This window comes from Nesterenkonia sp. NBAIMH1 (assembly GCF_007922635.1).
Classification (GTDB): domain Bacteria; phylum Actinomycetota; class Actinomycetes; order Actinomycetales; family Micrococcaceae; genus Nesterenkonia; species Nesterenkonia pannonica.
Map to the genome: position 1 here is coordinate 1,253,049 of NZ_CP042335.1, position 24,846 is coordinate 1,277,894.

A 24,846-nucleotide genomic window follows, 5' to 3' on the forward strand; every position below is an offset into this window, starting at 1 on the left:
CAGGCTCCTCAGCTCTCACTGACGACGAGGAGCAGGTCACCGGCGTCGACCCGCTGCACACCGTCGATCACCGCCCGGGTCACCGTGCCTGCGACGTGGGCGGTGATCCCAGCCTCCATCTTCATCGCCTCGATGGTGGCCACGTTCTGCCCAGCCTCAACCGTGTCCCCCTCCTCGACCGTCAGCGTGACCGCCCCGGCGAAGGGGGCCGCCACGTGGCCCTGGTCGGACGAGTCCGCCTTCTCTGCCGCCGCGACCGTGGCCTCCACGGAGTCGTCCCGGGCACCGACCTGGCGGGCCTGACCGTTGAGAGTGCACATGACGGTCCGCACACCCTTGGCATCAGGTTCCGAGATGGTCTGCAGCGTGACGAGCAGCCGTACACCCTTGCCGAGGGAGATGACGTGCTCGTAGCCGGTGCGCATCCCGTAGAGGAAGTCACGCGTATGCAGAACCTGGACATCGCCGTACTTCTCCCGGGCGGCCTCGAAGTCCTTGGTCGGTCCCGGGAACAGCAGCCGGTTCAGTGTGCGGCGCCGCTCCGCGGCGTCCTCTGAGGCCAACGCCTTCGAGTCCTCTTCGCTGAGCTCCTGATCCAGAGGCTTGACCGTGCGGCCCTCCAGCGCCTTGGTGCGGAACGGCTCGGGCCAGCCGCCCGGCGGATCCCCGAGCTGCCCGGCGAGGAACTGGATCACCGAATCGGGCAGGTCGAAGCTCTGCGGGTCGGCTTCGAACTCATTCGGGTCCGCGTCCATGCCGACCAGCTGCAGCGCCAAGTCACCGACCACCTTCGACGACGGGGTGACCTTCACCAGCCGTCCCAGCATGGTGTCAGCCGCGTGGTACATGTCCTCGATGCTCTCGAACCGCTCCCCCAGGCCCAAGGCGATGGCCTGCTGGCGCAGGTTGGACAGCTGCCCGCCCGGGATCTCGTGCCGGTAGACCCGGCCGGTGGGGCTGGGGAGCCCCGACTCGAACGGCGTGTAGATCGAACGCACGGCCTCCCAGTAGGGCTCCATCGAGGCGACCGCTTCCAGGCCGAGCCCCGTGTCGCGCTCGGTGTGCTCCAGAGCGGCGACCAGCGCGGAGGCAGGCGGCTGGGACGTGGTCGCGGCCATGGAGGCCACCGCCACGTCCACGGCGTCGACTCCGGCCTCTGCGGCGGCCAGCAGCGTAGCCAGCTGCCCGCCGGAGGTGTCATGGGTGTGCAGGTGCACGGGCACCTCGAAGCGCTCCCGCAGCGCGGTGACCAGGGTCTTCGCGGCGGCAGGCCGCAGCAGGCCGGCCATATCCTTGATCGCGAGGATGTGAGCGCCGGCGTCGACCAGCTGCTCGGCCAGGCCGAGGTAGTAGTCCAGGGTGTAGAGGTTCTCGTCCGGATCGGAGAGGTTGCCGGTGTAGCAGAGGGCGGCCTCGGCCACCGCGGTGCCGGTCCTGCGGACCGCCTCGATGGCCGGGATGATCTGGTCCGCATCATTGAGCGCGTCGAAGATCCGGAAGATGTCCACCCCCGTGGCGGCCGCCTCAGCCACGAAGGCGTCGGTCACCTCAAGGGGGTAGGGCGTGTATCCCACCGTGTTGCGCCCCCGCAGCAGCATCTGGATCGGGATGTTCGGCAGCTCCGCGCGCAGCAGGCGCAGCCGATCCCAGGGATCCTCAGAGAGGAACCGCAGCGCGACGTCCTAGGTGGCGCCGCCCCAGGCCTCCGCGGAGAGCAGCCCCGGGGTCACGTGCGCGACGGCGGGGGCGGCCGCCAGCAGGTCACGGGTGCGCACCCGGGTGGCGAGCAGCGACTGGTGGGCATCGCGGAAGGTGGTGTCGGTGACGGCGAGGGCGGTCTGCTCACGCAGCCTCTTGGCGAAGCCTTCCGGACCCTCGGCGAGGAGCACCTGGCGCCACCCATCCGGCTTGGGGTGATCTGAGGGGCCGTCGAACGGGCTCCGGTCCGGTTCGTCGGTCTTGTCCCCGGGGAAGCGCGGAAGCTTGTCCCGCGGATCGATCCCTTCGACCCGCGGGCCGTGGGGCTGGTTGACCGTGATGTCCGCCAGGTACTGCAGGGCTTTGGATCCGCGGTCCTGGGAGCGGTTGATCGTGGCCAGCTCGGGGTGGGCGTCGATGAAGTCAGTAGCGACGTCCCCGGCGATGAACTCCTCTGAGTCCAGCACGTTGAGCAGGAACGGGATGTTGGTGGCGACGCCGCGGATGCGGAACTCCGAGAGAGCGCGGCGGGCCCGGGCGATGGCGGTCTGGTGGTCGCGGCCGCGGGCAGTGAGCTTCACCAGCATCGAGTCGAAGTGGGGGCTGATCTCTGCGCCGGTGTAGATCGTGCCGCCGTCGAGCCGGATGCCGGAGCCGCCGGCGGAGCGGTAGACGGTGACGGTGCCGATGTCGGGGCGGAAGTCATTGGCGGGGTCTTCGGTGGTGATCCGGCACTGCATGGCGGATCCGCGGACGCGCAGGTCCTCCTGGCGGATGTCGAGGTCCTCGAGGGTCTCCCCCGCGGCGATGCGCATCTGCGCTGCGACCAGGTCGATGTCGGTGATCTCCTCGGTGACCGTGTGCTCGACCTGGATGCGTGGGTTCATCTCGATGAACACGTGCTGCCCGGCGCGCTCTCCGGCGGTGTCCACGAGGAACTCCACGGTGCCGGCGTTGCGGTAGTCCATGGCTTTGGCGAAGGCGACGGCGTCCCGGTGCAGCGCCTGCCGGATGCCCTCGTCCAGCTGGGGGGCGGGGGCGATCTCGACGACCTTCTGGTAGCGGCGCTGCAGCGAGCAGTCGCGCTCGAAGAGGTGGACCACGTCGCCCTCTGCGTCGGCGAGGATCTGGACCTCGATGTGGCGGGGGCGGATGACGGCCTGCTCCAGGAAGACGGTGGCGTTGCCGAAGGCCGTCTCGGCTTCGTGCATGGCCGAACGCAACGCTTCGGCGAGGTCTTCGCGCCTGTCCACCCGGCGCATGCCGCGACCGCCGCCGCCGGCGACAGCCTTGACGAAGATGGGGAAGCCGATCTCCTCGGCGGCGCGGGTCAGCTTCTGGGTGTCGGTGGAGGGTTCGGAGCTCTGCAGGACCGGCACGCCGGCTTCCTTGGCGGCCCGGAGAGCTTTAACCTTGTCTCCGGTGGATTGCAGGACGTCGGCGGGCGGGCCGATGAATGTGATGCCGGCGGCTTCGCAGGCGCGGGCCAGGTCGGGGTTCTCGGAGAGGAAGCCGTAGCCGGGGTAGATGGCGTCCACCTCGGCGTCCTTGGCGACGCGGATGATCTCCTCGATGTTCAGGTAGGCGCGAACCGCGTGGCCCTCTTCGCCGATCCGGTAGGCCTCGTCTGACTTCTGGCGGTGGAAGGAGTTGCGGTCCTCGTGCGGATACACGGCGACGGTGCGAGCCCCGAGTTCGACGCCGGCGCGCAGGGCCCGGATGGCGATCTCTCCGCGATTGGCGACAAGGATCTTCGAGAACATGACTGCGGTCTCCCTTACGTGATGGCGCCGCCACGTCATTGTGGCGACGTTGGGGTGATAGTACCGGGCTGGGGCTATCAGCTATGCCCACGCCGGGGGCTGATCCTCTGAGGACGTGGAATCTCGCCGTTAGACTCCGACCAGGCAGCCGCTGACAGGCTGCGGCCGGCGCAGAGGGAAGGAACCGCATGCACCTGATCCCTGAAAGCATCGACACACCAGAAATCCTGATCGACAGGGACGTGCTGGTGCGCAATATCGACCGCATGGCCGCCACGGTCCGCACCAAAGGGCTGGATCTTCGGCCTCACGCCAAGACGCACAAGGTGCCGGAGATAGCAGCCCTGCAGCTTTCAGCTGGGGCTGTCGGCCTCACCGTCGCAACCGTTGGAGAAGCCGAAGTCTTCGCGGAGCACGGCGCAGACGACGTGTTCATCGCGTATCCCTTGTGGGTCGGACCTCAGAAGGCCGAACGACTGCGACGTCTGCTGCACGCCGACATCCGCCTTGCTGTCGGAGTGGACTCCCCAGAGGCAGCGGAGATGATGGCGCAGTCCATGGGAGCCGACGCCGGCCAGATGGACGTCCTTTTGGAGATCGACAGCGGCCACCATCGCAGCGGGATCGCGCCGGAAGCCGCCGTTGCCGTTGCCGAATCAGCCGCGGCCGCCGGGCTGCACGTGGCGGGCATCTTCACGTTCCCCGGCCACAGCTATGCGCCCGGTATGCCGATCAAGGCTGCAGAGCAGGAGGAGGCCGCTCTCGCCGCAGCCTCGAACCTGCTCACCAACGCGGGGTTCCATGTGGAGCGTCTCAGCGGAGGGTCCACGCCCACGGCCACCCTGACGGGCCCCTCCCTCGTCACAGAGGTCAGACCCGGTGTTTATGTGTTCGGTGACGCCCAGCAGCTCGAATTGGAACGGTGCACGCCGGAGGACATTGCGCTGACCGTCGCGGCCACAGTTGTCAGCCGGCATGAGGGCACCGACGGCATGCCGCGACGAGTGATCCTCGATGCGGGCAGCAAGATTCTGGGCAGCGACCGACCAGCGTGGGCAACGGGCTTCGGCAGGGTGATGGAACACCTCGACGCCCGCATCACTGCGCTCTCGGAGCATCATGCCACCGTCGTATGGCCACCCGACGTGACCCTGCCCGCATTGGGTGAGCGCCTGCGGGTCATCCCCAACCACGTGTGCCTCGCCATGAACCTCGTCGACGAAGTCACCGTGACAGCGGACGGCACCATCATCGACCGGTGGCGCGTTGCCGCCCGCGGGCGCAACAAGTAATCAGTCCACGGCGAAGTTCGGGAAGCCCTCTTCGTCGCGGACACCGCCGAAGCTGTCCTCCAACTCGTCCAGAACCTCATCGTCGATGGACATGATGTGCCAGTTCTCCCCGCGAAGATGCTCAATCGTTCCCTGCTCCTCCATGCCCTGAACCAGTGGGTCATCGTCGCTGGATTCGGTGTCGAGGTCGGCGTCCTCATCCCACACCATGAGCGTGTGACCCTCCACGCACATCACCTGCTCACCCGCCTCGTTCGCACCGTCCCCAAGCGTTGTTCCGTCCATGACGCCGCACTCCAGACCTTCGTCCTCCATCGACGAGATGAGGTCCTCCACACCATCGAACGTGGTGGCGGCAGAGTCCTCACCGCAGGACGTCGCGAGGAGAAGCACGGGGACCAGAGCCATCAGGCCCGGCGTGATGAGGGCATTCCGGGTGCGCATAGAATCACCGTCTCACACGCCCCGCGTCAGAGCGCGGCCTCAGCGGCCAGTGCGCTCAGCCGGACCCAGTGCGCGGAGCAGCCCGTGCGTTGTGATCATGGCCCCGCCCATCACGGCCGGCAGGCCGCCTCCAGGGTGGACTGAGGCGCCGACGCGCCACAGCCACGGCCTCGTCAGGCTGCGATGCGAGGGGCGGTGCATGGGCCCGCTCATCCACAGAGGCCGAATCGGCCCATAGAGCGCGCCCCCGGAGGAGCCGGCGCGGCTGAAGTGCTCCGGGTCCAAGATGGTCGTCTCTGCGGCAAACGCGTCGAACCCTTCGGGCAGTCCCACCGTGCTCCACACGCGCCGGAGCTCCCGGTCGACGAATTCGCTGTCCAGGTCGTAGCGCCGTCCGTTCGAGGGCGAGGTCAGCAGCACCGCGAGCGTATCCGCAGTATTCGGACCGGGATCCGACTGCGGATAGTAGTTCAGGAACGCCATGGTCTGGTCGGGCTCAAGCTGAGCCTCCAAGCTTGCGTAGAGCTCCGACGGGTCGTCGGGCAGCACCACACTGTGCCGCGGCATGCCCTCCGGCAGGGGCCGCTTGAGCGAGGAGTACACCGCAATCGCTGAGCAGGACAGCTTCCGCGGCGGACGCGGTGCGCGATCGTTCAGCAGCCCCCCGAGGCGGTGAGCATCCAGGCCGCTGACCACGGCATCCGCCCGGTGCACCTGCTGCGCGGTCTCCACCTCGCCGCGCTTCACGCGCAGGACCGGCTCGTCGAGCCGGATATCCACCCCCGCGGCACGCGCCAGCCGCTCCAGGGCTCGTATGAGTTCATATATGCCGCCCTGCGGCACCCACACTCCCTCTTCGGCCATCACCGCCGGCATGCTGGCGTAGAGGGCTGGCGTGCGGGATGGGCCCACCCCCGCATTGAGCGTGTGGATGGCGATCACCTCGCGGAGGCCCTCGGGCATCCAGGTGAGACTGTCGAGGTAGCTGCGGGTGGTCAGCCGACGCCCGTACAGGCTCCCTAGGCGGGCCAGTGAAGGACGCGCGGCGGGATCCATGACCGCAGTGGTCAGCAGTTGGGTGACGTCGGGGCCGATCGGCCCGTGCATCTCCACGAACCGCTCCCACGCGGGGTGCCAGGGGTGCCCCGGCGGGACCGGAAGGGAACAGGCCTGCCCGCGGAAGTAGTACTGACCCACCTCCGTCAGCTGTTCAAGATGCAGCCCCGCGGTCTCCTCAGCCGGCGCGGCCGTGTTCCCGCTGGAGCTGTCCAGGCGGCGCAGCAGCTCCTGCCACACGGCCGGAAAGGTGAACAGGGATGGTCCGGTGTCGACGCGCTGGCCGCCCACCTCGATCCGGTGGCTTTTGCCGCCCAGAGTGGGAGCTGCTTCCAGCAGGGTGACCGAATGCCCCGCCCAGGCGGAGAGCACCGCTGCCGTGAGGCCGCCCACTCCCCCGCCGATCACTGCGATGCGGCTCATGGGTACCACCCCAGAAGGAGCGCGGCAGCCAGCTGAACGCCCGCCACTGCCCCTGCCACGTAGGGAAAGGCAATGGAGTATCGGTAGAGGCCGTGGGCGGTGTCGACGGAGGGAGATCGGAACAGCCTGTAGAGCAGCCACCCGCTGATGAGCGCGTTCACCACCGCCACCGGAAGGTTGACCAGCGCAAAGCCGACGGTGGACACCGCCCACCAGATGCCGCTCCAGAGCACCACTCCGCGCACGCCCAGCCGAACGGCCGTGGTGACAATGCCGGCGGCCTCGTCCTCATCGATGTCCTGGACTGCGTCGAAAGTGTGCTTGGCCGCGCTCCATGCCATCAGTGCCAGAGCAGCCGCCCAGACCGGGCTGGTTCCCAGCGCCATGGGCACGAACACCATCGGAAAGGCATAGGCGGCGTTGCTGAGGGAGTCCAGGTAGGCACGGGCCTTGAACCGCAGGGGCGGTGCGGAGTAGAAGATGAAGATGAGCAGGTAGAGCCCCATCCACAGCAGCGCATCAGCGGGAAGCGTCCACAGGAAGTACGCCAGGAACGGGATGTTGGTGACCAGGACGCCCACCCAGATCGGCCGCACCTCGCCCGACACGATGCGGGCCCCTTCGAGGGTGCCCTTGCGCGGGTTCAGCGCGTCCGTGTCTTGGTCGAAGATGTCGTTGACGCCGTAGATGAGGAGGTTGAACGGAAGCGTCAGCCAGAGGAGCAGCGCCAGGGCACCCCAGTCCCACAGGTGACCGGCCAGCCACATGGCCAGGACCGCGGGACCGATGGTGTTGACCCACAGAACGGGCCGCGAAATGTGCACCATGCGCTGCAGGACGGGCTGTGCGCCCGCATGAGATTCGACGGTGGAGTCCCTTCCGCCTCGTGAAACGGCTGCTTCTGAATGTCGCATGTGCCTGGTCTCGCCAGCTTCCTGAACCGGTGGCGTCCGGTCGCTGACGGCGGCGGGGCCCATGCTGGCCATGCTACGTCAGGTGGAATTCGGGATTGCATCGGCTGCCATAAAACTGGGTGTTGGCCGAATTTTTCCTCCTCAAAACCTGTATTGTCCTCTTGTCGGAATGATCGGCCGCGGCGGAGAGGTGCAGACACAGTGCAAAGATTCATGACAGGACGCTGGTCTCGTGGCTGGACGGCGGCAGCTGCCGCCGTCGTGGCCCTGAGCACGCTGACAGCCTCGGCAACGCTCTCGGCCGCAGTCCCGGCACCGACCCCACCCGACGACGAGGAGCCACAGCCCTGGGCACAGGCGCTCAGCCAGTGGGTCTCGGTCGAGACCGGCTCTGGGGAATCCTCCCAGGCTCTCGACGAGGGGACGTCACGTGAGAGCCCGGGTGATGACTCCCGCACCGTGCTTCCCAACGAAACGCCGTGGGCCTCGGCCACGATCGACGACGGGCACCCGATCCTCGGACCCCAAGGCTATGTTCGGCTCGCGCCCGGTGAGGAGCGCGCGCTGACCGAAGAGAACGGGTACGCGCTGGCCACCGCCCAGGGCATCACGCCGTCCGAGTCCGACCCTGAAGCACCTGCGGTGGAAGTGGATGTCACGTCGCGACTGATGCTGGTTCCGGGAAACCGCATGGGAGAGTACCTGCCTTCCCGGGTGACGATGAGCCCATTGAGCTGCTTTCGATCGGATCCCGATGCCCAGGCTTACAGCGAGCCTTTCGATGAGCCTTGGGAGGCTCCATGGTGGGCCGTGGAGCCGAGCCCTGGAGCCCCAGTGGTCAGTGAACTTCAGCTGAGCGTCGACAGCATCAGCTCCTCCGCTCGCCTCGACGAGGACGGGCCAGAGCTGGAGAGCTCCCTATGAATATCCATGTCCAACTCCAGAGTCCTCTTCTGCCGCAGGTGGTCGCTGCTTCTCTCGCCGCGGTGGAGGCCAACGTGGAGTCCCCGAGTGAGTTTCCCTCCTTCTTCTCGATCCCAGCCGGCTCTGGTTTCGACGTGCAACAGAATCTGCCGGAGTTCGGATCCACGTTCTCCAATGACGTGGCAGCCATCGACTTCAGCGCAGGCCAAGCACAGATCACTGTTCCCTCACTGTCAGGCAGCAACGACCCAGGCCCAGCGCAAGAGATTCTGGGCGAGCCCTCGGACAGCACGGTTAGAAACATTCTGATGAGGTCTGTGGACCAGTTCGCGCGCGAGCAGCTCACCACGTATGCATCTGAGCACCACACAGAGGACACCGTCACCTGGAATGGAGCAGTCGTCGCACGCATCAGCGCCGACCCCACCGCTGGTGGCGCCGAACAGTGTGCGACGGACATCGAGGTGACTGACCAGCCACGCTGGGAAGAGTTCATCGACCTGCAGTCGAATCAGCCTTCTGGCGGATCATCGCTCACCTCCGAGGAAGAGGTCGGGAGAGCTATCGCGTACGGTGCGAGATCGAGAACGCGTTGCTGGCCGATATGGTCGACTATCTCGAGACCGACTTTTCCGTGGCGGAGATGATCGCGCAGCCGATCGTCGACGTCATGGCAGACACCGTCGCAGTCAGCGCCTCCCACGCGACCCAGGGGCCAGCACTGACGATTTCTCAACGGCTCGCGCCCTGACGGTCCAATTCCCGAGATGCAGAACGAGGAACCCACGACCAGGTCCCTCAATGTCGAGCCGGCGTCCGAGGAGATGGCCGCGACGGTGCACATCGCCACTGCATCGGTCCGGGGCAGCGGTGTGATCGCTCCAACTGAGCCGGAGGAGGAGCCGACCCCGTCGGAGACGGCAACCCCGTCGCCCACTGAGACACAGTCTCCCAGCGCCGCACCGGAGCCGACCGAAACCCCAGAGCCCATCGAGACGAGCTCCGCTGAGCCGACTGACATTCCAGAACCCACAGAACCCGCTGAGACGGAGTCGTTCGAGCCCACGGTGTCGCCTGAGCCCACCGATCCCGGTGCGGTCGAGCCCACGGACCTGCCGGAACCCACCGAACCCACTGAACCTGAACCGACTGAACCATCCGAGCCGACTGAACCGTCTGCCCCAGCGACAGAAGAACCTACAGACTCCGCGACGAGCCCGGCTCCTGCGGCATCGTCCACCCCGAGGCCTCCCAAACCCCAGACCCTTCAACAACCGCTGCGCCCACAGCATCATCTCCCTTGCCGCCGGGCACTGACGGTGAGGACACGTCCAGCATCGCGACGCCTGACGCTTCTCCCTCAGCACCTGCCGCCGCCTCGGGGAGCCCGCCGCGTCTCCGACACCCGCAGAGGAGCTGACCACAGCGACACCGTCTGCGGAACCTGCCGCGACGCCGAGCATCAGCCCAGAGGAATCACGGGACGACAACCCGGCCGAGGGCGCAACCGGGGGCGCCACACGTTCCCCGGACGACATAGGCCCCAGCTCCGAACCCGACGTCACAGAGTCCGCGGCTGCCCACCCCACGACGGGGAGCGAACCGATCACGCGAGGCGTGCCCGCAGCCATCGCCCAGACGGGCGCATCAGGAGCTCTGCCGCTCATCGTCGCAGCAGGACTGGTGGTCTTTGCAGGTATTTCTCTGACACTGGCAGCCTCTCGGCACAGGCGGCGCATAAAGACCGCCGACTGAGCGAACCTCAAGGTGCGACGGCTAGCGTCATCCGGTGCTCACCACTGAGGGATCTTTTTCAGACTGGACAGGCCACCCGTGTCGAAAGGCATGGCGATCGTCGGAAGGCGGAGAACTGGCTGGATGAGGTGTGGAACCAGCCCCACACACGCGTTCTGCTCCTCCGAGAGGACAAGGTCCCGACCCTCTCCGCTCCTGGCCCGGACGGGACGTCAGCCGGCGCACTGCGAGTGCTGTTCGCCGCTCCCACAGGAGCTCTCCCGGAGGGGAGCATCTACTTGGGGGAGCTGACCAACGACGGTGCCGGCGCGGATGCGGGGCGCGCCAACCATGTGGTGGCCGTTCCTCATGAGGAGTTCTCCGCGGACATTCAGGCGCATCAAGGCCGCTGGGATGATCTTCTCAGCGCTGGCCACCTTCTGCCCGCGTGGGAGGCGGAGTGTGTGGCGCAGGCAATGGCCCTGTTCGCCTGGCACCGATCGGCCGGCTTGTGCCCATCCTGCGGCAGTCATACCGTGCCGGGCGCGTCGGGATGGTCTCGTCAGTGCGTCCACTGCGCCTCGTCGCACTTTCCGCGCACGGATCCCGCGGCCATCACGGCCGTCATTGACGATCAGGATCGGCTGCTATTGGGGTCAGCCATGAACGGCGAGGCGCGTCGCTACTCAACGTTCGCGGGCTTCGTCGAGGCGGGCGAATCGGTGGAGAACGCCGTCGTGCGGGAGGTTCACGAAGAGGCCGGCATCACTGTGGAACGCGTGGAGTACTTCGGGTCCCAGTCGTGGCCGTATCCACGATCGCTCATGCTGGGATTCTTCGCCTACACCCGGGAGACCGGCGCGGCAGCTGATCGGGACGAAATACGCGATGTCCAGTGGTTCAGCCGCCACGACCTCCGAGACGCACTCGTCGCCGGCCGCATCACGCTGCCCTGGGCATCTGCCATGTCGCATGCGCTGATCACCCACTGGTACGGGGCTGAGCTGCCAGAGGCTCCCTCATAGGGTTTCATCCGGAAGGGTGGAGCCCTATGCAGCGTTGGCTGAGATCGCCTCGCGCCTGTCCTGACGTCGCCGCTTCAGCGTGAGCCGCAGGCTCAGGGCTGTGTAGTAGACGACGTAGCCGCCGGACAGGGCGATGAACCACAGGCTCGGCGACGGATACTGCACCAGGATCAGCGCGTAGAGGCCGAACCAGACGACGGTCAGTGGCATCGTCAGCCACCATGCGGTCTCCGTCTGGGACGGGTAGACGTACTTGATCGGGACGAAGACGAGCACGGTCAGGACAAGCAGTGCGGTGGTGGTGGTGGCCACGCCGGCGCCGAGGACGATGAGATAGAACGCGGCGATGTTCCAGTAGCTGGGGAACCCGACGAAGAAGTGGTCGTCGGTCTTGGCATCGCTGCGGCAGAACTGGAAGCAGGACGCCAGCAGAGGCACTGAGGCCACCACCCCGCCCAGCCAGCCCTCCGGCAGGTAGCCGGTGCTCCACAGCAGCACCATCGGCGCAAAGGCGTAGGTGATGTAGTCGACGATGTTGTCCAGCAGCGCACCGTCGAAGCCCGGCGTCACCTCCTTGACCCGGAAGTAGCGGGCCAGGAAGCCGTCAGAGCCGTCGATGAACATGGCGGCGAGGAACAGCCACAGAACGATCTCGACTTCGCCGGCGTAGGACATGTGCACCATCAGCAGTGCGAGGACCACACCCACAGCCGTGTAGGCATGGACCGACATCGCACTGAAACGACGCCGAAGGCCGAATTGGGGTCCAGACATGGCCTCACCCTAGTTCGTCATGCTGATCAGCCGTCTCAGCAGGATCTGCTGCGCCGAAAGCCCAGCGCGCCCGGCGCCTCGCCCGGCAGTCGGATCAAGTGCTGACAGAACCCCGCCACGATCCATAGACTGAATGGGGGGACGCTGATGGACGCCGCGCACACAACATAAGGGGTAGCGATGAACGCCGTCGTAGAACATGTCCTTGCAGCTCCGTCCCGCTACGTGCAGGGCAAGAATGTACTCAGCAGCTTAGGCGATCGCCTCTCAGCGATCGGCTCGGCTCCGCTTCTGGTGGCAGACGATGTGGTGTGGGAGATCGTGGAGAAGACCCTCACCCATGGGTTCGAAGCGGCCAACCTCCCCGTCACCCGGGTCGGCTTCGAGCAGTTCGCCACCGCTGAAGCCGTGGACTCTCTGGTGGAGACGATCCGAGCCGGCAAGCACGACGTGATCGTCGGCGTGGGCGGCGGCTCCGTGATCGACGCCGCCAAGGCCGCCGGCCACCTCGCCGGAATCAACTGGGCAAGCGTTCCCACTGCGGCCTCGTCCGACGCTCCGACCTCCGCCCTTTCGGTCATCTACACCGAGGAGGGCGAGTTCGTGGAGTACCGGTTCTTCCCCAAGAACCCGGACCTTGTGCTCATCGACACGTCCCTCGTCGCCAACGCCCCGGAGCGGTTCCTCGTGGGCGGCATCGGAGACGCTCTGGCCACCTGGGTGGAGGCGCGTGCGGTCGCCAAGACTCGCGCTGCCACCATGGTCGGCGACGCGCCCACGCACACCGGGACCGCGCTGGCCGAACTCTCATGGAAGATCCTCTGGGAGCATTCCCTCGACGCACTCGACGCCGTCCGCACCAAGTGCGTGACCCCCGCCCTGGAGTCAGTGGTCGAGGCCAACACTCTGCTGTCCGGACTGGGCTTCGAATCGGGCGGCCTCGCCGCCGCACACGCCATCCACAACGGCATGACAGCTGCCCCGCAGACGCACGGCCTGACACACGGCGAGAAGGTCAACATCGGCACCACCACCCAGCTGGTCCTCGAAGGTGCGCCCGCCCAGGAGATCGAAGACTTCATCGTCTTCACCACCAAGGTCGGGCTGCCCAACTCCCTGACCGAAATCGGACTCACACCGGAGGACACCGACGAGGTGAAGGCCATCGCTGAAGCAGCCGCTGCGGAAGGCGAGACCATCCACAACATGCCCTTCACCGTCACCCCCGACCTGGTGGCTGACGCCATGATGACCGTCGAGACCATCTCCCGCCGCGTGCGCCAGGCCCATGGACTGCCAGCACCGGAGCTCTACACAGCGCCCCACTGAGCACGTTCGATGAGCCGCGCCGAGGCTCGGCCCCTCGCGCTCAGCCGGTGCCCGAGGCTGCCGTCCGAATGATCCGCGCCAGGTCAGCCGGACGGCTCCACATCGGCCAGTGCCCCGTCGGGAGGTCTACGACCTCCAGAGTCTCGAAGTTCGCCACCTCGGCGAACATCGGATGCCCTCCCCCGGCCAGCTCCTGCACCTGCGCGCCTGAGATCGAGCAGCACACCAGAGTGGTGGGCACGGCCCAGCGAGCGTCGTTCGTCAGGTCGACCTCGGCTCGCAGCACAGGAGCCGGCTGCGGAACCGCCTTGGCGCGGAACCGGTCACGCGCCGCTTCGCTCACGCCTTCCAGACTCGCCTGCTGCTCGAGCTCATCGAACGAGGGCAGCGGAAGCTCCTTCAGCTCCGGAGGAAAGTCTGGGGCGAACGCGGTCCCAGGCGCCATCGGACCGGAATCGACCCACACCACCCGATGAACCAGATGAGGGTGCCGGTCCAGGACCAGACTGACCGGGGCGTTCGCCCCGCTGTGAGCGACGAGCACCGAACCTCGCCCCTCCGGGTCTCCGCTCCGGATGAGGGCGTTGTGGATCGCGCTCGCCTGATCCTCAAGAGTTCTGGTCGACCGCTCCGGATCATCCGGATCCAGGCCCGGGAGCGTCACCGCGACCGTGCGGTCACGGTCAGGTCCCATGTGATCGAGGACCTCATCCCAGGCCCACGCTCCGAGCCAGTGGCCTGCGACGAGAATGATGGGCGGGGTGCTGTGTGAAGGTGTCATACAGCAAGCTTCGGGGATGCCCCGGACAGCTGTATGTCACTATTTGTGTCATGAATCTGCGGAGTGCAGAACAATGAAGCGGGCGGAGCGGCTTCATGCCCTGTCGGAGATGCTGCGACGCAGCGGGTCACGGGGCTGTTCGGCCGAGCGACTGGCACACGACTTCGACGTCTCTGTCCGCACCGTCAAACGGGACCTCGAAGCCCTGGAGCGCAGCGGCGCCCCCGTCTGGTCCCGCCCCGGCCCCGGCGGTGGATACGGCCTGGCTGCCGGCTCGTCCTTGCCGCCGGTCAGTCTCTCCGCCTCGCAGGCCGTGGCGCTGATGGCCGCTGTCTCCGCAGCGCGGGATGCTCCCTATTCCGACTCGGCCGCGGCAGGTGTGCAGAAGATCCTCGATGTGCTCGACCCCCGCACACGGGCACGAGCCGATGAGCTCGCCGGCCGCGTGTGGGTCAGCGCGCCGCCCTCCGGCTCCCGGGCGATCAGGTCAGCAGTGGAGGAGGCAATGGCCGAGCAGCGCGTCGTCCGGATCCGCTACACCTCACAGGGCGGCACCACGACCGACCGCGACGTCGAGCCGGTGCTGTTCGCCTCCAGGAACGGCCAGTGGCACCTCGTCGGATGGTGCCGCACACGCGAGGCGATCCGTTGGTTCGCTGTGTCACGCATCCAACGCGCCAACGTCACCAGCACACCGTGCACGGGCCACACCGTGGACGAGGTCGGGGAGCCGCCATCGCACGCCAGAGCCGTCCACGGCCAGCCGGACTAGGAGACCAAGTACCGTCCGGAGCGGTGATTCAGCGCCAGGGTCAGATTCATCACCGCTGCGCCCAGCGCGGAGAGCACCACCATCATCGGGGAGACGACGGTGAGCGCCGCCAGAACGATCGTGACGTCGAGCCCCATCTGCACGTAGCCGGCGCGCCAGTTGAAGCGTTCCTGGAGAATGAGCACCAGGATGTTGAACCCCCCGAGGCTGGCCTTGTGGCGGAACAGAATGAGCAGTCCGACCCCCGTCAGCAGGTTCCCACCCAGGACCCCGTAGAGAGGCGCAATGGTGATCTCGCCGATGACGGCGGAGTGAACGGGCTCAAGCACGGACACCAGCACCACCGCGCCGATGGTGCGCAGCGTGAAGTCCCACCCCTTCTTCCACACCGCCAGCACGAAGAACGGCGAGTTCACGGCGATGAATATGATCCCAAAGGGGACATCGACGGCATAGCTGACCAGCAGGGCCAGCCCGGCTGTGCCGCCGGTGACGGCCTGGCATGACTTCAGCAGAAACAGGCCCAGGGAGACGACGAAGCATCCGGTGAGGATGCCCAGGATGTTCTCGACCGCCGAGTGCCGAGGCGCTGATGTCGGCGGGCGGACGGGGACGTCGGCAGCGGGACTCTGCGATGTCGGTGCGCTGCTCACTGACTCCCGAACCTTCCGCGCTCAGCCAGCACGGCAAGCACCCGATCGTTGGTGCCACGGTCAGCCAACGTGATCCGGACTCCGTCATCCCTGTAGCCGCGGGCGAGGATGTCCGCGTCCGCCAGAGCAGACAGGATGGCTTCCCGGGTCTCGTCCCCGCAGCGGAGCCAGACGAAGTTCGCCTGGCTCTCCGGGACGGTCCAACCGGCACCACGCAGGGCAGCGATCATCCGTGTGCGCTCGGCTCGCACTTCGGCCGTGCGGGCGCGCATCTCGTCGTGGGCTGCCAGTGAGGCTGCGGCCGCTGTCTGCGCCATCCGGTTCACGCCGAAGGGAATCGCGGTCCTGCGCAGCCCCTCAGCGAGCGGTGCTCGAGCAATGGCGTAGCCGACGCGCAGCCCGGCCAGCCCATAGGCCTTCGAGAAGGTCCTCAGCACGCAGACGTTCGGATAGCGGCGGTAGAGCTCAAGGGCATCCACCGCACCGGCCTCATCCTGGAACTCCACGTAGGCCTCGTCGATCACGACCAGCGCATGCGAAGGCACCCTGCTGAGAAAGTCCTCTGTCCGCTCAGCGTCGAGGGGCACGCCGGTCGGATTGTTGGGAGAGCAGAGGAGGACGACCCGCGTCTCGTCGGTCACTGCTGCGGCCATCGCGTCGAGATCATGCTGCTCATCGGGAAGCAGCGGCACCCGCACCGGCTCGGCCCCGGCGACAGCAGCCAGGATCGGGTACGCCTCGAAGGACCTCCACGCGAAGATCACCTCGTGGCCTGGGTCGCAGACCGCGGACAGGATCTGCTGCAGCACCCCCGAGCTGCCCGGGCCCACGGCCACCTCATCGGCCGATACGCCCACATGGGCGGCGATCGCCTCTCGGAGGTCTGCGGAGGCCATGTCCGGGTAGCGATGGATCCGTGAGGTCTCTGTCTCCATGAGGCTGGTCACCGACGGCAGGGGCGGGAAGTGGCTTTCGTTGGACGCGAGCGCAGCGGTGAGGGCCGTCTGGGCGCTGCGGCCAGCAACGTAGGCAGGCAGGCCGTCGACGACGGACCGCACGCGAGGAGCACTGGGAAGGTGGGACGCACTGGGCATGCAAGGATGTTCAATCACGCCAGCGCTGTGCGCAACACAAGCATCGGGCGTAGGACAGATCAGGTGCTTTTCGGCTTAACGGCTGACAAAATGCGCAGTATGCACACCATCGACTCCCTTGATGCCAAGATCCTCCTGGCTCTGGACCGGGACCCGCAGGCGACCGTCCTGTCCCTGTCGCGTGAGCTCGGCGTCGCGCGGAACACTGCCCACGCCCGACTGCGCAGGCTGCTGACCGACGGAAGCCTCGGCCCGTTCAGTCAGCGCGTCAGGACCGAGGCGCTCGGGCTGCCCCTGATCGCGTTCATCTCTGTGGCGATCAGCCAGTCAGCCAGTGACAGCGCCATCGAGCAGGTGCGCACGATCCCCGAGATCATCGAGATGCATGCGACGACCGGCGATGCCGACCTGCACGTCAAAGTCGCCGCGAGGAACCCTGCAGACCTGCATGAGATCGCCAACCGCATGCTCGCCATCGACGGCGTGGAGCGGACAAGCACCGCCATGTCCCTGGTGGAAGTGATGCCCACCCGCACCCAGCCGCTGCTCGAATCCGTCGCCCTGGACGAGCGAGGCGCCTAGGCTTAGTCGGACGCGGCGGTCCTACGGGACCAGAACCAGCGCCCCGGAGGTGCTTCCGGTTCTGCCCGGAGCGTTGCCGGAGTTGTCCGGGGCCTCCCCAGTTCTTCCCGGTGCGTTGCCGGAGTTCCCGGGGGCTTCACCGCTCCTGCCCGGCGCGCTGCCCGAGTTGCCGGGGGATTCGCCGCTCCTGCCCGGCGCGTTGCCGGAGTTCCCTGGGGCCTCGCCCGGAGCGTCGCCGAAGGCAGACCGGATGAACTGCTCGATGTTGTCCCAGGTCGGGGCGGGCTCCTGGCCTGTCACGATCTGGCCGCCGGGGTTGGCGCGGAACACCTCATAGGAGTCGGCGTTGATGATGTCGCTGACAGTGTGGCCGGCTCCGTCGACGAGGGTGTAGGTCGCCTCAGACCCTGCGGCGATCAGCCCTTCGAAAAGTGTCTGGGAGGACCCTGGCGGCAGGACAGAGTCGTGTGTGCCGTGGAAGATGTGCATCGGGGGCTCGTCACCGGTGACATAGGTGAGCGGGTTGACCTGGGCAGCTTCCTCCGGGCACGTCTGAATCGGGCAGCCGATGATCATCGAGGCCGGGGAGTCGGGGGCGTCGTGCACGAAGGGCGGATCGAACGGGAGGTCGTAGGTTTCGTGCTGCGCATCGGTCTGCTCGTCGAGGCGAAGAAGATCGACCGGTGGGAAGAACGGGACGGCGGCTTGGACGGCGCTGGAGACCCCGTCGGTCGCCGGCTCACCGGGAAGCTGGTCGGTGCTGCTGGTGGTGCCGGCGATCGCGGCTACCCAGCCTCCTGAGGAGTCGCCCATGATCGCCATCCGGTCCTGATCAATGTTGTGCTCGTCAGCGTTGCTTCGCAGCCACCTGATGGCGGCGCGGACGTCGTGCAGCTGACCGGGAAATTGGACCTGGAAGCTCGACCGCACGCTGACCCCAGCCACCGCGAAGCCCTTGTCATTGAACACCTCGGCGATTGCTGCGGCTCCGTCCTTGCCGTTGTCAGCCATCCACGCTGAGCCTGAGGACCAGATCACCAGAGGCGTCGGCTCCCCGTCGGTGTCCTCCGGCAGGTAGAGATCCAGCAGATTCCCTCTGGTGCTTTCGGGGACAGGGTCGGTGTACGCAATGTCCGATATGACCTCGACTCCCGAGCTGGGTTCAGGCTCATTGCTGGCGCTTGCCCCGGGCGCAACGAACCCTGTCCCGAACAATGCGACGAACATGGCAATGGCGACTCCCCGCGCCCTGCCGCCCTGCAAATCCCTGTGGGCGTGACTGTCAGTCATACGGTTTCCTTTGTCAGCCTCTGTGCGAACAGTTGTACGCACCCAATAGAGGCTAAAATGTGATCTAGATCACGTCAATGAAAAGATCACGGTGCGATCAGTCACCCCAAGCCCCGTTGATAATGCCCCAGACCATCGCGTGAGGCCCGTTAGGGATCGGAAAATCGGCTCGCAAAGCCCGGTCAAACGTGTCCCGCGGTCTTCAACGACGAGCCACCTCCGGCGAGGCCAATCACTCAATCTGAAGATCCCACGAGGTGGGTGCGCAGCTGCGTTCTAGCGGGTGAAACGTGGTTCATCGAGACAGCGTCAATATGGGAATCTACCCGTGAGCATGCTCAAAGCCCCAGGTCATATCGGTGTCACACTCGCGGTGAAGCAATTCCGGACCGGTAACTTGGCCCCTGTCCACGTCAAAGAAGGGTGAGCCCGTTGGTCAAGGCGCAAGAAGTAAGTCTGCAGAAAATTCTTGAGGGCAGTTACCAATTTCAAGTCCCGCTGTATCAGCGCCCGTATCAGTGGAGCAAGGGTCAGTGGGATGTGCTCTGGACAGACATCCTGCGCCTGGCCCAGGAACGGCACGGAGAGGGAGCCGTAGGGGCTAACCATTTCATCGGTTCACTTGTGCTGGCCCCAGCGCCAGGCGTAGTAGCTGGGGGATTGACCAAGTTCATGGTCGTTGACGGCCAACAACGGCTCACTACCCTTACGCTCGTCCTCGCGGCTATCCGGGACCACATCCTCGCCTCGGGAGAGGAGGGAGCCCTGAGACGTGCTAGCCGCCTTGAGCACACCTTCCTAGTCAACCAGTACGAGGAGGGCCCTGAGTACTACAAACTTCTGCCGACCCAGCAGGACCGTGACGACTACACGACCATTCTGGACCAGGCTCGCGTCGCACGGGGGAACTCTCGCATCGTCGAGGCTTACCAGCACTTCGCGTCACTGCTGGATCTGGCCGAGGGGGATGAGGAAACTCCTTCAGTGAAAGAGATTGAGGACGCGGTTTCGCATGGATTGTCCTTGGTGTCAATCTCGACTGAGCACGACGACAACGTCTACCGAATTTTCGAGTCCCTGAACAACACCGGCCTAAAACTCACCCAAGGGGACCTGGTCCGAAACCATCTATTTATGCGGTTGCCCACGAGGAGCCAAGAGCTCTATGACCGACACTGGCGGTCTTTGCAACGTGCCCTGGAGAACGAGCACATCGAGACGATGCTCTGGATCGACTTGGTGCGTCGAGACCCAGTGGCTCGCTTCAAAGACACCTACGCTCGGCAACGTCTCCGTCTGGAAACGATGCGCACCGAGGATGAAGTTGCCGAGGAAGTCAAGAGGTTAGCGCACCTCGGCGCCCTTTATCGGTTGGCTTGGCACCCGGAAGAAGAGTCGCACGCAGGGGTGAGGCGTCAACTCACTCGTTTACTCGATTGGGGTGCGACCGTCACTGACCCTCCGGTGTTGCAGCTCCTGATCATGCGAGACCAAGGCCGGGCAACTTCAGAGGAAATCGCTCAGGCGATGCTCCTTATCGAGTCCTACCTGGTCCGCCGAATTCTCGCGGGTCGGGCCAGCCAGGGCATCAACCGGCAACTGGCCACGCTCTCAAACGAACTATACGAGGACACGACCGGGGAGCCGGCCGATGTGCTCGTGCGCAATTATCTGACCCGGCAGGTGCGGCAGTTCGTCAGCGACCAAGGCCTGAGGAACGCTGCGGGCACCTCCGCGTTCTACTACTCCGGGCGTGCAAAACAGCGCAAACAGGTCCTGCTGTGGCTCGAGGAGCTGTTCAACAGCCAGGAACGGATCGATCCGGACGACCTCACCATCGAGCACGTGATGCCTCAGACCCTTTCGGCCGAGTGGGAACAAAGCCTGGCCGAGCATCATGATGAAGTCGCAGAGCGCCACACAGCACTCGTGCATACCCTTGGCAACCTCACCCTGACCGGCTATAACGCGCCTCAGTCGAATCGGCCTTTCGCGGAGAAGCAAGCGTATCTGAGGGGCACCAGCTTGAAGATGAGCCAGGAGATCGCGGACGAGTCGGTCTGGACTTTCGACTCGATCGAAGCCCGGACAGACCGCCTCATCGACTTGGCCGTGCAGTACTGGCCAGGACCCCTGGAAGGCATCGAACCCGCTCCCGACAAAGAGCACTGGGTGAACCTGCGTTTCATCCTGTCGGAGATGCCAACAGGCACCTGGACCACATACGGCGACCTCGCAGCGGCAATCGGCGTTTCAGCCCAGAGTGTTGGGAACTATTTGGCCCACAAGCCAGCCTCGAACCCACACCGCGTCCTGAAAACAAACGGTGCCGTATCCGATCAGTTCGCTTGGGTAGGAGACAACCAGTCCGTCGACCCCCGAGACTTGCTTCAAGACGAGGGAATCACCTTCGACTCTCGGGGACGAGCCGATGCAAAAACGCGCCTCCGAGCCGATGCCCTGGTGGAGCTCATGCCAGGTGCCGAATAGTTCGTGAGTGCATACTCACGGTTGCTCGACTCCAAGAACTCGACGCGGGGCCTTGAGCGAGCGCCTATCAGCGCCCGGTCACCAACCCGCCGCGGCTGAACACGTGGCTGATGGCCGTCTCCGGATCGCTCAGCACTGTGACATCGTCGAGAGGGTTCCGATCCAGAAGGACAAGGTCCGCGTAGGCGCCCTCCGCGAGGACTCCGAGGTCGCCCTCGCTCTGCAGCAGCTTCGCGGCCGTGGTGGTGGCTGATCGCAAGATGGAGCCCGGCGACTGAACACGGGCGCGGATTGAGAATTCGTGGCTCTGCCAGCCCCGCATGCCGCCCAGCAGGTCAGAGCCATAAGCAATATTGACGCCGCCCTCATCGGCCAGACGCAGCGCCTCCATGCCCGCGTGAAGAACGTTGTCGACCTTGTCCTGGCTCTCCTGGGGCAGCCCGTTGGCCGCACCGTCCTCCTTGAGCCGCTCGTAGGTGACAAGGGTGGGGACGAGGAACGCGTCGTATTCGCGGAACAGCTGCACGCTCTCCTCATCGAGGAGATTTCCATGCTCAATGGAGCGCACACCGAGCCGGAGCCCACGGTTGATGGCCTTCGCCGTGTAGGCATGCCCCAGCGCGTAGCGGTTCGCAGCCTCGGCCTCCTCCACCGCAGCCCGAATCTCCTCATCGGAGAATTGTGTGGAGTCCACACGGTCAGTCGGGGAGGCGACTCCGCCCGAGAGCATGAGCTTGATGTGATCCGCGCCGGTGCGCAGCTGATGGCGCGCAGCCCGTCGCACCTCCGACACCCCATCGCATACGACGCCCATGTGAGGGCAGCACTGATGCGAGTCCATGACCGAACTTCCCGGTGCGCGCATATCCGCGTGGCCGCCGGTCTGCGAGATCGCCTTGCCCCCGTAGAACAGTCTCGGGGCAGGGAACAGGCCCTCCTCCGCCGCACGGGCAAGGCCGAAGTCGGCACCGCCTGCGTCGCGCAGTGTGGTGAATCCCCTGCCCAGCGCGTCCTGCATGGAGTTCATGGCTGTGATCGCAAGATAGGAGGGAGACTCATCGCCGAGCCGCCCCAGGTCTGCCGTATTGGCCAGCACATGCACGTGGCAGTCGATCAGGCCCGGCATCGCGATGCGCCCGCCGGCATCCAGAGCCTCGTCGCCAGACTCGGCCGTTCCACCGATCGAGACGATACGATCGTCGGACATCCGAAGCGTCGTCGGCTCGGAGATCGTCTCGGTCTCAGGATCGAGCAGACGCACGTTGGTGATCGCACGGTGGGAATGGTCGAGCTGCATCAGACTCCCTCAGTTGGTTCAGACTCCGCAGATCATCATCGCGCGGTGTGATCAACGTAACGATATGCAAAGGACTTTGCAAGCATGAGTCAGAGTGTCTCCGCCTGGGTGGACAAGCTGGTCGAAGGCCGCGCGCCCTCGCCAGCGCTGGGCCGGGTGGTGGAGCTCCTCCGAGCCGACCCCGAGCTCTGTGCCTTCGCCACCACGCAGCAGCTTGCCGACGTCGCCGGGGTCAACATCGCAACGGTGACGCGAACGGCGCAGTTCCTCGGATTCTCAGGATGGCCGGACCTGGTGCTGGACTATCGGGGGCGGTACCTCGCCACACTCACCGCCGACCGAATCCTCAGCGCCTCGGGCTCAGGCGTGAAGGGACTCGCGTCGATCATGGAGGACGTGCGCGCGCTGGAGTCGCTCAGCACAACCCTCGATGAGAGCGTCATCGACGCCGCCGCCGAACTCATCCGCCGGTCAAAGCGCACCGTGGTGCTGGCCACAGGAATCTTCGCAGGGCCCGCCGCCCAGCTCGCCCACGGCGCGCAGCTCCTCGGCTGCGACGTCTCGCTGCAGACCGGGGCAGTCTCCGCGCAGATGACCGCGGTGCGGCAGCTGAAGGCCGACGACCTCGTCATCACATTCAACATCTGGAAGACCACCGAGGCCATCAACCAGCTGGCGATCATGGCCGCCGAGCGCGGAGTCCCGCTCCTGGCCATAGCCGACCGCTCCACGCCGGTGGTCCAACGATCCGATGTGGCCATCACCGTGCCAAGTGAGTCCGCGCGCTACCTGCCCTCGACAATCCCCGCGACCGCAGTGATTCAGGCGCTCCTGATGGGCGTTGCCGAACAGGACCGCACCGGTGCTGAGGCCAGCCTGCGCGAGGCCGATGAGATGTGGAAGCGGGTAGGCGTCGTCGTGGAGTGACACGACGGCCACCTGCGCACGTGACGGGCAGGGCGGCGGCGAAACACGACGGTAATGCAATGAATGTTGCAATGCTGACTGTGGGCCGTCACTATTGATGAGTTCCACGTCACACTCACCGCCCGGATGGAGCACCGCACCGTGACCAACATCGTCGTCCTCATCTGCTACCTGCTGCTCATGGTGGCATTCGCCGCCTGGCTCGGAAAACGAGCCAAGATCAAGACGGGCACAGATTTCGTCCTCGCCGGACAGTCGCTCCCCGCCTGGGTCCTTGCAGGCACCCTGCTCACGACGTTCGTCGGCTCCGGCTCCATCATCGGCGGCGCCAGCTTCGTCTTCCAGAACGGCCCGCTGGCCGGCATCTTCTTCTTCCTGGGCACCCTGCTGGGCGCACTGACCCTCGGCTTCCTGGCGCAGAAGATCCGCCGCAAGTCCTTCCACACGGTGCCGCAGCTGCTGCGCACCCGCTTCGGCAGGAACACCGGCACCATCGGAACACTCATCGTCCTGGTCGCCTTCATGGGCATCGCCGCTACACAGTTCACAGGCGCCGGCTACATTTTCAGCCTCATCACCCCTCTGAGCCAGACCCAGGGCGCAGTGGTGGCCGTTCTGCTCATCACGTTCCTGGCCCTCGCCGGCGGACTGAAGTCCGTGGCCTGGACGGACTTCCTCTCCGCGATCATCATCATCGTCGGTCTCGTCGCCGCGGTCGGCTTCGTCTTCGTCCAGGACATCGGCGGCTTCGGAAGCTACGTCGATCGGCTCGACCCCGCACTCAGCACGCTCACCGGGCCGCTGACTCCGCTGCAGATCCTGGGCTACTTCCTCCCCCTCTTCCTGCTCTGCCTGGGCGACCAGAACATGCACCAGCGACTCTCGGCGGCAAAGAGCCCGAAGACTGCCCAGCGCGCCGCTCTCCTGTTCTTCCTCGGCGGCCTGACCATGATCATCCCCATCATCCTGCTGGCCTCCTCCGCAACGATCGTGAACCCGGGGTCCGAGCCGGACATGGCGGTCCTCGGCCTGGCTGCGGGCGGATTCACCCCGGAGCTGGTGGGCGCCGTCATCCTCGTCACCGCACTGGCCCTTATCGTCACGACCGGCTCCTCGTACCTGCTGACCTGCTCGGGGAACATCGTCTACGACCTGATCTTCCGCGATAGGGCCCGCCGCGAAGCATCAGCCCCCGGCAGGCAGGTCCTCACCGCCAGGCTCGCCGTCATCGGCATCGCAATCTGCGCGTACATCCTCGTCCAGTTCTTCCCCACCCTGCTGGACCTGCAGATGTACGCCTACACCATGTACGGCGCCGCGGTGACCCCTGCAGTCCTCGCCGCGCTCTTCTGGAAACGAGTCAGCGCCGCCGGCGCCGCAGCCTCAATGATCACCGGCGGCATCGTGACGGTCCTGTGGGAAGTCTTCGGCGAAGGCGTCAACTCCGTGGTCGTCGCGTTCCCGGTCGCAGTGGCAGCCCTGGTGCTCATCTCACTGGCCACCAAGCCTGCTCCGGCACTGGAGGACAGCACCGCCGCGGAGCGCGAAGCCTCCACCGTCTGAGCGACGGATGACCGCGCCTCA

General features: G+C 65.9%; 19 protein-coding genes and 1 pseudogene. 10 read left to right on the plus strand and 10 right to left on the minus strand.

All coding sequences use genetic code 11. The annotated features are described in order from the left end of the window. Window positions 1–8: 8 nt before the first annotated feature. Window positions 9–3,461 (minus strand): annotated as a pseudogene (locus tag FS388_RS05890) (pyruvate carboxylase). Between the two features lie 188 nt (window positions 3,462–3,649). Here FS388_RS05890 and FS388_RS05895 point away from each other — a divergent pair. Further along, complete coding sequence (locus FS388_RS05895; RefSeq protein ID WP_146340572.1) at window positions 3,650–4,753, plus strand: alanine racemase; 1,104 nt, start codon at window positions 3,650–3,652, stop codon at window positions 4,751–4,753. Here FS388_RS05895 and FS388_RS05900 read toward each other — a convergent pair whose 3' ends face one another. From FS388_RS05900 to FS388_RS05910, 3 genes are read right to left on the minus strand one after another with little or no spacing between them, the layout of a single operon-like run. After that, window positions 4,754–5,197, minus strand: a complete 444-nt coding sequence (locus FS388_RS05900; RefSeq protein WP_146340573.1) for a hypothetical protein — start codon at window positions 5,195–5,197, stop codon at window positions 4,754–4,756. Between the two features lie 39 nt (window positions 5,198–5,236). Next, window positions 5,237–6,676, minus strand: a complete 1,440-nt coding sequence (locus FS388_RS05905; protein WP_146340574.1) for an NAD(P)/FAD-dependent oxidoreductase — start codon at window positions 6,674–6,676, stop codon at window positions 5,237–5,239. Next, complete coding sequence (locus tag FS388_RS05910) at window positions 6,673–7,503, minus strand: UbiA family prenyltransferase (protein ID WP_246836319.1); 831 nt, start codon at window positions 7,501–7,503, stop codon at window positions 6,673–6,675. Before FS388_RS05910 ends, FS388_RS05905 begins: the two co-directional genes overlap by 4 nt. Before the next feature lie 300 nt (window positions 7,504–7,803). Between FS388_RS05910 and FS388_RS05915 the strand changes: the two genes are divergently transcribed. From FS388_RS05915 to nudC, 3 genes are all read left to right on the plus strand, one after another. Then, window positions 7,804–8,514 carry a hypothetical protein gene (locus FS388_RS05915; protein WP_146340576.1) on the plus strand — a complete coding sequence of 237 codons (711 nt, stop codon included), beginning with the start codon at window positions 7,804–7,806 and terminating at the stop codon, window positions 8,512–8,514. After that, the gene (locus FS388_RS05920) at window positions 8,511–9,161 is read left to right on the plus strand and encodes a hypothetical protein (RefSeq protein WP_146340577.1); all 651 of its coding nucleotides are present in this window, start codon (window positions 8,511–8,513) and stop codon (window positions 9,159–9,161) included. Before FS388_RS05915 ends, FS388_RS05920 begins: the two co-directional genes overlap by 4 nt. 1,236 nt (window positions 9,162–10,397) lie before the next feature. Beyond that, window positions 10,398–11,273 (plus strand): NAD(+) diphosphatase, encoded by an 876-nt coding sequence (gene nudC, locus FS388_RS13035; protein ID WP_168198618.1) that lies wholly within the window; start codon window positions 10,398–10,400, stop codon window positions 11,271–11,273. 24 nt (window positions 11,274–11,297) lie between these two features. Here the strand turns inward: nudC and FS388_RS05930 are convergent, their stop codons facing one another. Beyond that, on the minus strand, window positions 11,298–12,047 hold the full coding sequence (locus FS388_RS05930; RefSeq protein ID WP_146340579.1) for a phosphatidylcholine/phosphatidylserine synthase: 750 nt from the start codon (window positions 12,045–12,047) through the stop codon (window positions 11,298–11,300). 180 nt (window positions 12,048–12,227) lie between these two features. Between FS388_RS05930 and FS388_RS05935 the strand changes: the two genes are divergently transcribed. Continuing rightward, complete coding sequence (locus tag FS388_RS05935) at window positions 12,228–13,376, plus strand: glycerol dehydrogenase (protein WP_146340580.1); 1,149 nt, start codon at window positions 12,228–12,230, stop codon at window positions 13,374–13,376. A 40-nt stretch (window positions 13,377–13,416) separates the two neighbouring features. Here the strand turns inward: FS388_RS05935 and FS388_RS05940 are convergent, their stop codons facing one another. Beyond that, entirely contained in the window at window positions 13,417–14,157 is a 741-nt protein-coding gene (locus FS388_RS05940; RefSeq protein ID WP_146340581.1) for an alpha/beta fold hydrolase, read from the minus strand. Between the two features lie 73 nt (window positions 14,158–14,230). Here FS388_RS05940 and FS388_RS05945 point away from each other — a divergent pair, with 73 nt between their 5' ends. Further along, a complete protein-coding gene (locus FS388_RS05945) occupies window positions 14,231–14,929 on the plus strand; it encodes a YafY family protein (RefSeq protein ID WP_146340582.1) in 699 nt (232 codons plus the stop codon). On the opposite strand, the gene FS388_RS05950 is transcribed toward FS388_RS05945, so the two are convergent. Next, on the minus strand, window positions 14,926–15,582 hold the full coding sequence (locus FS388_RS05950) for a YitT family protein (protein WP_146340583.1): 657 nt from the start codon (window positions 15,580–15,582) through the stop codon (window positions 14,926–14,928). The genes FS388_RS05945 and FS388_RS05950 overlap by 4 nt on opposite strands. Beyond that, window positions 15,579–16,676, minus strand: coding sequence for a histidinol-phosphate transaminase (gene hisC, locus FS388_RS05955; protein ID WP_146340584.1), 1,098 nt, complete (start codon window positions 16,674–16,676; stop codon window positions 15,579–15,581). Before hisC ends, FS388_RS05950 begins: the two co-directional genes overlap by 4 nt. Before the next feature lie 99 nt (window positions 16,677–16,775). On the opposite strand from hisC, the gene FS388_RS05960 reads away from it, so the two are divergent. Beyond that, a complete protein-coding gene (locus tag FS388_RS05960; RefSeq protein WP_146340585.1) occupies window positions 16,776–17,258 on the plus strand; it encodes an Lrp/AsnC family transcriptional regulator in 483 nt (160 codons plus the stop codon). A gap of 21 nt (window positions 17,259–17,279) precedes the next feature. Here FS388_RS05960 and FS388_RS05965 read toward each other — a convergent pair whose 3' ends face one another. Continuing rightward, a complete protein-coding gene (locus FS388_RS05965; protein WP_146340586.1) occupies window positions 17,280–18,548 on the minus strand; it encodes an alpha/beta hydrolase in 1,269 nt (422 codons plus the stop codon). 432 nt (window positions 18,549–18,980) lie between these two features. Here FS388_RS05965 and FS388_RS05970 point away from each other — a divergent pair, with 432 nt between their 5' ends. Beyond that, window positions 18,981–21,038: a DUF262 domain-containing protein gene (locus FS388_RS05970; protein ID WP_168198619.1), complete on the plus strand. Its 2,058-nt coding sequence runs from the start codon at window positions 18,981–18,983 to the stop codon at window positions 21,036–21,038. 67 nt (window positions 21,039–21,105) lie between these two features. Here FS388_RS05970 and FS388_RS05975 read toward each other — a convergent pair whose 3' ends face one another. Next, a complete protein-coding gene (locus tag FS388_RS05975; protein ID WP_146340588.1) occupies window positions 21,106–22,335 on the minus strand; it encodes an amidohydrolase family protein in 1,230 nt (409 codons plus the stop codon). An 84-nt stretch (window positions 22,336–22,419) separates the two neighbouring features. Here FS388_RS05975 and FS388_RS05980 point away from each other — a divergent pair, with 84 nt between their 5' ends. Both FS388_RS05980 and FS388_RS05985 read left to right on the plus strand, forming a co-directional pair. Further along, window positions 22,420–23,262, plus strand: a complete 843-nt coding sequence (locus tag FS388_RS05980; RefSeq protein ID WP_146340589.1) for a MurR/RpiR family transcriptional regulator — start codon at window positions 22,420–22,422, stop codon at window positions 23,260–23,262. 126 nt (window positions 23,263–23,388) lie between these two features. Next, window positions 23,389–24,825 carry a sodium:solute symporter gene (locus FS388_RS05985; RefSeq protein WP_146340590.1) on the plus strand — a complete coding sequence of 479 codons (1,437 nt, stop codon included), beginning with the start codon at window positions 23,389–23,391 and terminating at the stop codon, window positions 24,823–24,825. Window positions 24,826–24,846: the final 21 nt, after the last annotated feature.

Coding starts and splice junctions, on each gene's coding strand:
- FS388_RS05895 (WP_146340572.1), top strand. CDS start 3,650: ATGCACCTGATCCCTGAAAGCATCGACACACCAGAAATCCTGATCGAC.
- FS388_RS05900 (WP_146340573.1), bottom strand. CDS start 5,197: ATGCGCACCCGGAATGCCCTCATCACGCCGGGCCTGATGGCTCTGGTC.
- FS388_RS05905 (WP_146340574.1), bottom strand. CDS start 6,676: ATGAGCCGCATCGCAGTGATCGGCGGGGGAGTGGGCGGCCTCACGGCA.
- FS388_RS05910 (WP_246836319.1), bottom strand. CDS start 7,503: ATGGTGCACATTTCGCGGCCCGTTCTGTGGGTCAACACCATCGGTCCC.
- FS388_RS05915 (WP_146340576.1), top strand. CDS start 7,804: ATGACAGGACGCTGGTCTCGTGGCTGGACGGCGGCAGCTGCCGCCGTC.
- FS388_RS05920 (WP_146340577.1), top strand. CDS start 8,511: ATGAATATCCATGTCCAACTCCAGAGTCCTCTTCTGCCGCAGGTGGTC.
- FS388_RS05930 (WP_146340579.1), bottom strand. CDS start 12,047: ATGTCTGGACCCCAATTCGGCCTTCGGCGTCGTTTCAGTGCGATGTCG.
- FS388_RS05935 (WP_146340580.1), top strand. CDS start 12,228: ATGAACGCCGTCGTAGAACATGTCCTTGCAGCTCCGTCCCGCTACGTG.
- FS388_RS05940 (WP_146340581.1), bottom strand. CDS start 14,157: ATGACACCTTCACACAGCACCCCGCCCATCATTCTCGTCGCAGGCCAC.
- FS388_RS05945 (WP_146340582.1), top strand. CDS start 14,231: ATGAAGCGGGCGGAGCGGCTTCATGCCCTGTCGGAGATGCTGCGACGC.
- hisC (WP_146340584.1), bottom strand. CDS start 16,676: ATGCCCAGTGCGTCCCACCTTCCCAGTGCTCCTCGCGTGCGGTCCGTC.
- FS388_RS05960 (WP_146340585.1), top strand. CDS start 16,776: ATGCACACCATCGACTCCCTTGATGCCAAGATCCTCCTGGCTCTGGAC.
- FS388_RS05965 (WP_146340586.1), bottom strand. CDS start 18,548: ATGACTGACAGTCACGCCCACAGGGATTTGCAGGGCGGCAGGGCGCGG.
- FS388_RS05975 (WP_146340588.1), bottom strand. CDS start 22,335: ATGCAGCTCGACCATTCCCACCGTGCGATCACCAACGTGCGTCTGCTC.
- FS388_RS05980 (WP_146340589.1), top strand. CDS start 22,420: ATGAGTCAGAGTGTCTCCGCCTGGGTGGACAAGCTGGTCGAAGGCCGC.
- FS388_RS05985 (WP_146340590.1), top strand. CDS start 23,389: ATGGAGCACCGCACCGTGACCAACATCGTCGTCCTCATCTGCTACCTG.